This is a genomic window from Streptomyces sp. NPDC054956, from assembly GCF_053609185.1.
Map to the genome: position 1 here is coordinate 1 of NZ_JBSGXB010000467.1, position 4206 is coordinate 4206.

At 74.7% G+C, this 4206-nt stretch carries 3 protein-coding genes; 2 read left to right on the forward strand and 1 reads right to left on the reverse strand.

Going from position 1 to position 4206, the window contains the following annotated elements; all coding sequences use genetic code 11:
- Positions 1-41: 41 nt before the first annotated feature.
- Positions 42-2510 (reverse strand): beta-glucosidase, encoded by a 2469-nt coding sequence (locus tag ACWGDE_RS36710; RefSeq protein ID WP_453393418.1) that lies wholly within the window; start codon positions 2508-2510, stop codon positions 42-44.
- A gap of 185 nt (positions 2511-2695) precedes the next feature.
- Between ACWGDE_RS36710 and ACWGDE_RS36715 the strand changes: the two genes are divergently transcribed.
- Positions 2696-3271, forward strand: a complete 576-nt coding sequence (locus tag ACWGDE_RS36715; protein WP_453393419.1) for a TetR/AcrR family transcriptional regulator — start codon at positions 2696-2698, stop codon at positions 3269-3271.
- Positions 3272-3378: 107 nt separating this feature from the next.
- Complete coding sequence (locus ACWGDE_RS36720; protein WP_453393420.1) at positions 3379-4116, forward strand: carbon-nitrogen hydrolase family protein; 738 nt, start codon at positions 3379-3381, stop codon at positions 4114-4116.
- Positions 4117-4206: the final 90 nt, after the last annotated feature.

Below are 4206 nucleotides of genomic sequence, written 5' to 3' on the forward strand. Positions count from 1 at the left end.
GTCCAGCTCTTGAACCCCTCAGGAGGGGTGATTTCCGGCCATTACAGGTCGAGGGTCGCCGTCAGCCGCGTGTCGCCGTGCGAGTGGCTCGCGCGGACCTCGTAGCCGCCGCCGATCCGCCGCCAGGCGCGGGCGTCCTCGTCCCAGATCTCGAAGGCGCGCCCGGGCAGGGCGATCTCCACCTCCACGGTCTCGCCGGGGCCTGCCGTCACGCTCGCGAAGCCGGCCAGCCAGCTCGCCGGGCGCTCCACCGTGTCGGAGGTGGGGGCCAGGTAGACCTGGACGGTCTCGCGGCCCGGGCGGGTGCCGGTGTTGGTGACGCGGACCCGCGCGGCCGTCGGGGTGACCTCCAGGGACTCGTACGCCCAGTCCGTGTAGCCGAGGCCGTGCCCGAAGGGGTAGGCGGGGGCGATCCCCTCCTTCTCGTACGCCCGGTAGCCGATGAAGAGCCCCTCGCGGTACTCCAGGCGTCCCTCGGTCGGGACGACCTCGGTGACCGGCGCGTCCGCGAACCGCGCGGGCCAGGTGGTGGGCAGCCGCCCGCCCGGCTCGGCGTCCCCGAGGAGTACGTCGGCCAGCGCGGCCCCGCCCTCCTGCCCGGGGAACCAGGTCAGGAGCACCGCGGCCGCGTCCTCGCGCCACGGGAGTTCCACCGGGGAGCCGGCGTTGACGACGACCACGGTGTTCGGGTTGACGGCGGCGACGGCCCGGACCAGGTCGTCCTGGCGGCCGGGGAGGCGGAGGTCCTTGCGGTCGAAGCCCTCGGACTCCACCCGCTCGGTGGTGGCGACGACCACGACGGCGGTGTCCGCGGAGCGCGCCGCCTCCACCGCCTCGGCGATGAGCTCGTCGGCGGAGCGCTGCGGGCCGAGGTGGAGGAAGGAGAACATGATCGCCTTGAGCGGCAGGGTGGTCATGTCGGGGACCTGGTAGGTCAGGGAGACCTCGACGGCCTCGCCCTCGGTGAGGGTGATCCGGGTCCGCTCGCTGGGGGCGCCGAAGAAGGCCTCGAAGGGGTCGGCCTCGTTGCCCAGCGCCTGGACGCCCTCCCAGCGGACCTCTCCGCCGACGGCGAGGGTGAAGGCGCCGAGTCCGCGGGTGCCGAAGGCGTGTTCGCCGCTCTCGCGCGGGACGAACGTACCGACGACCTCGATGCTCGCCATCGTCGCGTACGAGGCGCCCTCGGGCAGGTCGTCACCGATCCACTGGACCTGGCCGGTCGGCAGCGAGCCCGTGCCGAGGACGGCGCCGGAGGCGTCGCGGCAGATCGCGCGGAGTTCGAAGCCCTTGTCGGCGGGGGTGAGTTCGTCGGAGGGGTCGGCGCCGACGGTGAAGGTCAGCGACCCCGTCGAGGGACCTGCCAGGGCCTCGGCCAGGCCGTCCAGCGGGGAGACGATGCGCTCGGGGAAGACGGTGGCGGAGCCTCCGCCGAGGACGCGGGCGTCGCGGGCGGCGGCGCCGATGAGGGCGACGGTGCGGCCGGCGGTGGCGTCCAGGGGCAGGGCCGGCCGGTCGCCGGACACGGTCTCGTTGCGGACGAGGACGAAGCCGCGGGCGGCGATCTCGCGGGCCAGCGCCTGGCCGTCGATCCCGGCCGGGGCCTCGCCGACGACGGCGGGGGCGCCTTCCAGGATGCCGACGCGGGCGGCGAGGCGCAGCACGTTGCGCACGGCCTCGTCGACGGCGGACTCCGGGACCTCGCCGGCGCGGACGGCGTCGGCGAGCGGTGCGCCGTAGACGGTGACGGGGCCGGGCATGGCCACGTCGAGGCCGCCGAGGATGTCGCCGGTGGTGGAGCGGGCGGCCATCCAGTCGGAGACGTTGTACCCGTCGAAGCCCCACTCGCCGCGCAGGACCTCGTTGACGAGGTACCGGTGCTCGCTCATGGTCGTGCCGTTGACCTGGTTGTACGCGGTCATGATGCCCCAGGGGTGGGCATTGGCCACGATGGCCTCGAAGGGCGCCAGGTACAGCTCGCGCAGCGGGCGGGGGGCGATGACGCTGTCGACGGTGAACCGCTCGGTCTCGGCGTCGTTGCCGACGAAGTGCTTGACGGTGGTGCCGACGCCGCCGTCCTGGACGCCGTTCACGTAGCCGCTGCCGACCGCGCCGGTGAGGAACGGGTCCTCGGAGTAGCACTCGAAGTGGCGGCCGCCGAGCGGGGAGCGGTGCAGGTTGACGGTGGGCGCGAGGAGGACGTGGACGCCCTTGCGGCGGGCCTCCTGGGCGAGGAGGCGGCCGGCCAGGCGGGCGAGCGCGGGGTCCCAGGCGGCGGCGAGCGCGGTCGGGGAGGGCAGGGCGATGGAGGGGTCGTCGGCGGTCCAGCGCACGCCGCGGACCCCGATGGGGCCGTCGGACATGACCAGGGAGTTCAGGCCGATCTCGGGGACGGCGGGCAGGGACCACATGTCCTGACCGGCCAGCAGCCGGGCCTTGGTGTCGAGATCCAGCTTGCCCAGCGCCGCCTCTACGACGTCGTTGCGGACCTGATCGGCATCGGTCACGGCCATGCCTCCTCGTTGAGTGCGGGTGATCGAGACGCGGGCCGCGCGCCCGCCGTGCGGGGCGGCTGCGCGGTGCGGCTGGCCCCATCGTGGACCGTTTACCTGTAGATCGGTAGGGTTCGTAATCTGTTCGTGATACAAAGATGCCGTACGGTCCTGCTGGCAGGGTGAGCGGAAGGGGCGTCGCGGCGATGGCCAGGGCGAGGAACGAGGAACGGCGCGGGGAGATCGTGCGCGCGGCCGTCGAGGTCATCGCGGAGCGCGGCTACCGCGGCGCTTCGCTGGGCACGGTCGCCGAGCGCGTGGGCCTGACCCAGCAGGGGCTGCTGCACTACTTCCCGACCAAGGAGGCGCTGCTGGTCGCCGTCCTGCAGGAGCGCGACCGCTGGGACACCGGCGGCGGCAGCCGCGCCTCGGCCGGCGCGTGGCGCCTGGACCTGCTGGCCGCGCTGGTGGACTACAACGCCATGCGCCCGGGCATCGTGCAGACCTTCTCGGCGCTGCTCGGCGAGAGCGTCACCGACGGGCACCCCGCGCGGGAGTTCTTCACCGAGCGGTACGAGCAGGTGCGCGGGGAGATGGCCGCGATGCTGCGCGCCGAGTTCGGCGAACGCCTCCCCTCGGGCCTCACCCCCGAGCAGGCGGCCCCGCTGCTGGCCGCCGTGATGGACGGGCTCCAGTACCAGTGGCTGCTCGCCCCGGAATCCGTGGACATGCCCGCGGCCTTCCGGTCCTTCCTGACCCTGCTGCAGGGGCCGGCGGCCTGAGGTCCCGCGGGGTCCGGCGCCCGGCGCCCCGCAGGGATCGGCGGCCCGAGGTCTCGCGGGTCCGGCCGCCCGGGGCCCCGCATCGCGCGGCTGGCATGCTGGGGCGCGTGAAGATCGCCGCCGCGCAGCTGACCTGCGCCCCCGCCGACGTGTCCGCCAACGCCGCGCGAGCGGCCGCCCTCGCCGTCCGGGCCGGGCAGGAGGGCGCCGAGCTGGTGGTGTTCCCCGAGTTCACGCTGACCGGGTACGAACTGCCCGCGCTCGCCGCCGATCCCGGGCTGTGGCTGACCGGGCCCGAGGACCCGCGGCTGGACCCCGTCCGCGCCGCCGGGACCGCCACCGCCGTCAACGTCGCGCTGCGCGGGGACGGCCCCCGGCCCCTCATCGCGACCCTGGTGCACGACGCGGCGGGCGCGCACGTGACCACGTACGCCAAACAGCACCTCTTCCGCCAGGAGCAGGAGGTCTTCGCGGCGGGCACGGTCCCCGGCCGGTTCGAACTCGGCGGTATCCGCTTCTCCCTGGGCATCTGTTACGACAACCACTTCGCGGACGTGCCCGGCGCGGGCGCGGCGGCCGGCTGCCGGGTGCACCTGGCGAGCTCGCTCTACGGGACGGGCGACGGCATCGCCGAGCGCGCCTCGGTGTACCCCGGGATCGCCCGGGAGCACGGGATGTACGTGGCCCTGGCCAACCACGTCGGGCCGGCGGGGCCGTGGACGGGATGCGGCGGAGCGGCCGTGTGGGCGCCGGGCGGGGCACTGCTGGCCGAGGCCGACGACCGTACGCCGTCGCTCGCCGTGGCGGAGATCCCGGCGAACGTACCGGCGGAGGCCGGGGCTTAGACCGTTCGGGAAGGCCCGGCGGAGTTCCGGTACGGCCTCCCGCCTGCTTCCCGGCCCGGAAACGGGCGCGGGCCCGCCCCCTTGAGGGGG